The 4,636-nt window shown below is 60.5% G+C and carries 4 protein-coding genes; all 4 read left to right on the forward strand.

Translation table 11 applies throughout. The annotated features are described in order from the left end of the window. Positions 1 to 218: 218 nt before the first annotated feature. The 4 genes from glyA to DCO47_RS25775 all read left to right on the forward strand — a co-directional run bounded on the left by glyA (position 219) and on the right by DCO47_RS25775 (position 4,592). Positions 219 to 1,472, forward strand: a complete 1,254-nt coding sequence (glyA, locus tag DCO47_RS25755) for a serine hydroxymethyltransferase (RefSeq protein WP_039761726.1) — start codon at positions 219 to 221, stop codon at positions 1,470 to 1,472. 329 nt (positions 1,473 to 1,801) lie between these two features. Then, entirely contained in the window at positions 1,802 to 3,115 is a 1,314-nt protein-coding gene (locus tag DCO47_RS25765; RefSeq protein WP_064364099.1) for a C4-dicarboxylate transporter DctA, read from the forward strand. A 49-nt stretch (positions 3,116 to 3,164) separates the two neighbouring features. After that, complete coding sequence (locus DCO47_RS25770) at positions 3,165 to 3,869, forward strand: FadR/GntR family transcriptional regulator (RefSeq protein ID WP_116659212.1); 705 nt, start codon at positions 3,165 to 3,167, stop codon at positions 3,867 to 3,869. An 18-nt stretch (positions 3,870 to 3,887) separates the two neighbouring features. After that, the gene (locus DCO47_RS25775; protein ID WP_042610516.1) at positions 3,888 to 4,592 is read left to right on the forward strand and encodes a GntR family transcriptional regulator; all 705 of its coding nucleotides are present in this window, start codon (positions 3,888 to 3,890) and stop codon (positions 4,590 to 4,592) included. Positions 4,593 to 4,636: the final 44 nt, after the last annotated feature.

A 4,636-nucleotide genomic window follows, 5' to 3' on the forward strand; every position in this document is an offset into this window, starting at 1 on the left:
GAGGGAGCTTGCTCCCGCTTGAGTGCGCAGCGCTCACAGGGTTTTGGGGCCGCTGCGCAGCCCGGCGGGAGCAAGCTCCCTCGCCACACAACCACCCGATCACCGCTGATCCCGTCATGAACGCCACTTGTCTGCGACATGATGTCGTTTCATATGTCATCCAAAAGCGGTTGGGTTAGAATGCCCCCCTTTTCTGCCCCCGATCCTTGAGGACCGCCATGTTCAGCCGTGATTTGACTATTGCCAAGTACGACGCCGACCTTTTTGCCGCCATGGAGCAAGAAGCTCAGCGTCAGGAAGAACACATTGAGCTGATCGCTTCGGAAAACTACACCAGCCCAGCGGTGATGGAAGCTCAAGGCTCGGTCCTGACCAACAAGTACGCTGAAGGCTATCCGGGCAAGCGTTACTACGGTGGTTGCGAATACGTCGACGTGGTTGAACAACTGGCCATCGACCGCGCCAAGGAACTGTTCGGCGCCGATTACGCCAACGTTCAGCCGCACGCCGGTTCCCAAGCCAACGCTGCTGTCTACCTGGCCCTGCTGTCGGCCGGCGACACCATTCTGGGCATGAGCCTGGCCCACGGCGGTCACCTGACCCACGGCGCCAGCGTTTCCTCCTCGGGCAAGCTGTACAACGCCATCCAGTACGGCATCGACGCCAACGGCCTGATCGACTACGACGAAGTCGAGCGCCTGGCAGTCGAGCACAAGCCGAAAATGATCGTTGCCGGTTTCTCTGCCTACTCGCAGATCCTCGACTTCCCGCGCTTCCGCGAAATCGCTGACAAGGTCGGCGCCTACCTGTTCGTCGACATGGCTCACGTCGCCGGTCTGGTTGCCGCTGGTGTCTACCCGAACCCTGTGCCGTTCGCTGACGTCGTGACCACTACCACCCACAAGACCCTGCGCGGCCCACGTGGCGGTCTGATCCTCGCCAAGGCCAACGCCGAGATCGAGAAAAAGCTCAACTCCGCAGTATTCCCGGGCGCCCAGGGCGGCCCGCTGGAGCACGTGATCGCGGCCAAGGCGATCTGCTTCAAGGAAGCGCTGCAGCCTGAGTTCAAGGCTTACCAGCAACAAGTGGTGAAAAACGCCAAGGCCATGGCCGAAGTGTTCATCGCGCGGGGTTTCGACGTGGTTTCGGGCGGTACTGAAAACCACCTGTTCCTGCTGTCGCTGATCAAGCAGGACATCTCCGGTAAAGACGCTGACGCCGCTCTGGGCAAAGCGTTCATCACCGTGAACAAGAACTCCGTGCCTAACGATCCACGCTCGCCGTTCGTCACCTCCGGCCTGCGCTTCGGTACCCCGGCTGTGACCACGCGCGGCTTCAAAGAGGCCGAGTGCAAAGAGCTGGCCGGCTGGATCTGCGACATCCTGGCTGATCTGAACAACGAAGCGGTGATCGATGCCGTTCGTGAGAAAGTCAAAGCCATCTGCAAGAAACTGCCGGTGTACGGCGCTTAAGTGCGACGTTAAACCTGCAGCATGAAAAACCGGCCAAGTGATTGGCCGGTTTTTTTTCGCCTGTTGAAAAGATCAAAAGATCGCAGCCTTCGGCAGCTCCTACGGGAAAATCGCATTTCAAATGCACGAGCTGCCGGAGGCTGTGACCTTGGCTTCTGGACCACCGGTCAGACCGGTCATGCCAATTTCATGCTGCCCACTTGTAATCAGGAAAAACCCAAGCCTAGACTGCGCCTGCACTGGACATACCGGTAAGACCACAATAATTAAGTCCTGAATCCGATGCGCAACGCGTGCGGCAGCCAGGACACCGACCCAGGATTCCTCCCATGCTCAGATGGTGCTCGCGTTCAATCTTCCTTCAAGTGGTTCTCGGACTGATGCTCGGCATCGTCTGCGGGCTGACCCTTCCCGAATACTCCGCCCAACTGAAACCGCTCGGCGATGGCTTTATCAAACTGATCAAGATGCTGATCGGCCTGATCGTGTTCTGCGTGGTGGTCAGCGGCATCAGCGGCGCGGGCGATCTGAAGAAGGTGGGGCGCATCGGCCTCAAATCGGTGATCTACTTTGAAGTGCTGACCACCATCGCCCTGGTGATCGGCCTGGTATTCGCCTTCAGTACCGGCATCGGCAGCGGCGCGAACATCCATCTTGAGCAACTCTCCAGCGCCGACATGGGCGACCTCGCTGAACGCAGCCAGCACATGCACACCACCACGCAATTCCTGATGGACCTGATCCCGACCTCGGTGATCGGTGCCTTCGCCGACAACAACATTCTGCAAGTGCTGCTGTTCTCGGTGCTGTTCGGCAGTGCGCTGAATCTGGTCGGCGAAGCGGCGTCCGGGATCTCGCGGCTGATCAACGAACTGAGCCATGTGATCTTCCGCATCATGGGCATGATCGTGCGGCTGGCACCGATCGGCGTGTTCGGCGCCATCGCCTTCACCACCAGCAAATACGGCCTCGATTCGCTGCAACACCTGGGCAGCCTGGTCGGTCTGTTCTACCTGACCTGCGTCGCCTTCGTCGCGCTGATTCTCGGTCTGGTGATGCGCGTTTCCGGCCTGCGCATGTGGCCGCTGCTCAAATACCTGCGTGAAGAACTGCTGATCGTTATGGGCACCGCTTCTTCCGACGCCGTGCTGCCGCAGATCATGCGCAAGCTCGAACACCTCGGTATCGGCAGCTCCACCGTCGGCTTGGTGATCCCGACCGGGTACTCGTTCAACCTCGACGGGTTCTCGATCTACCTGACCCTGGCCATCGTGTTCATCGCCAACGCCACCGGCACCCCCCTGGCGATGACTGATTTGCTGACGATTCTGCTGGTGTCGCTGATCACCTCGAAAGGCGCCCACGGCATTCCCGGATCGGCACTGGTGATTCTCGCGGCGACTTTGACCGCAATCCCGGCGATTCCCGTGGTCGGTCTGGTGCTGGTGTTGGCCGTGGACTGGTTCATGGGCATCGGCCGCGCGCTGACCAACCTGATCGGCAACTGCGTCGCCACCGTGGCCATCGCTCGCTGGGAAAAGGACATCGACGTGCAGCGCGCGAACAAGGTGCTCAACGGCGAACAGGGCTATAACTTTCAACCGCGAAAAACCGTCGCCCAGGCGGCGGCCAAAGAATTTTGAATGAGTGCCGTGCCTGCTGATTGGCAGGCACGGCGCAGGGAGCCAATACGTGATTACAACTTCAACCGTCGTCAATTCAGTGGTGGAAAAGCTCCGCGCCGCGTTGGCTCGTGGCCAGTGGCGCACAGGCGACATGCTGCCGGGCCAGCGCGAACTGGCCGAACAACTGGGCATCAGCCGGCCGAGTCTGCGCGAAGCGGTGATCGTCCTCGAAACCCTCGGTCTGGTGCGCTCGATGCCGGGCAAAGGCGTGGTCGTCCTCGATGCGCAACTCAGCGACAGCCAGAGCCACGACAGCGCGGTGGCCGGCGCCAGTCTCGAAGACGTGCTGCAACTGCGCTACACCCTCGAGCCGTTCATCGTCGGGCTGGTCGCGCAATCGATCAGCAGCAAGGGAGTCGGCCAGTTGCGCCTGACCCTGATGGACATGCGCGAAGCCCTCGAGGCCGGCGACAGCGAAGCCGGGGTCAGCGCCTACATCGCCTTCCACGAAGAACTGTTCACCCTGACCTCGAACCCGATTTTCCAGAGCGTGGTCCAGCAGACCAGCAATGCCCTCAAGCAAAGCGCGGACGTGTTGCGCAATTCCCCGGAGCATCTGGCTGAGCGTCTGGAAGAAAACGAAGCCGTGGTCCGCGCGATCCGCAGCAAGAACAGCGCTCAGGCCAGCGCCGAGATGCGCCGGCACATTCTGCGCGAAGGCCAGCGCATGGGCGTCGAGCTGAATATCCCGGATGACAACCTGCCCACCTGATTTGCCAGGAGAACGGCCATGAACAGTTTTGCTTCAGCCTCGCATGCGCACTCCACTGCCCTGCCCTTTCCTGGCCTGCGCACGCCGGTGGAGGATCTGTATCCGCGCGTGTTCGACGCGATCCTCGAGCAGCGTATCGATGAACACAGCCGGTTTACCGAGGACAGTCTGAAGGCGATGTTCAGTGCCAGCCGCGCCGATGTGCGGCGGGTACTGACGCAGTTGTCCCATGAACAGATCGTGGTGCTGCGCGCCAATCATCGGCCGCGAGTGGCGGCGCCCGATCGAGAGCTGATCCGGCAGACGCTGCATGCGCGGCGGCTGGCTGAAAGCACCCTGGTGCGGTTGGCGTGTCAGCGCTCGCGTGCAGATGAGTTACAACGTCTGCGCACGTTGATCGAACGCGAGAAGCGCGCCGTCGAGCAGGATCGGCGCGGGGCGGCGATTCGCTTGTCGGGGGAGTTTCATCTGCAGTTGGCGCGGATGGCGGGGAATGCACCGTTGGCGCATTTTCTTGACAGTCTGGTGCCGCTGACGTCATTGGCGATTGCGCGATGTGAGGGTTCTACGCACAGTTGTTGCGCCTGGCAGGAACACAAAGCGCTGGTTGAAGCGGTGGAGCGTGGAGACGCTTCCAAGGCTGGCATGCTGATGAATCGGCATCTGGATCATCTTGAGCAGACATTGCTGGGTTCAGACCTTGAGCATTGTGTTGCAGGTTAGATTGCTATCGCGAGCAGGCTCACTCCTACATTTGAAACGCGTTC

Source organism: Pseudomonas sp. NDM (assembly GCF_003105095.1).
Lineage (GTDB): Bacteria > Pseudomonadota > Gammaproteobacteria > Pseudomonadales > Pseudomonadaceae > Aquipseudomonas > Aquipseudomonas moraviensis_A.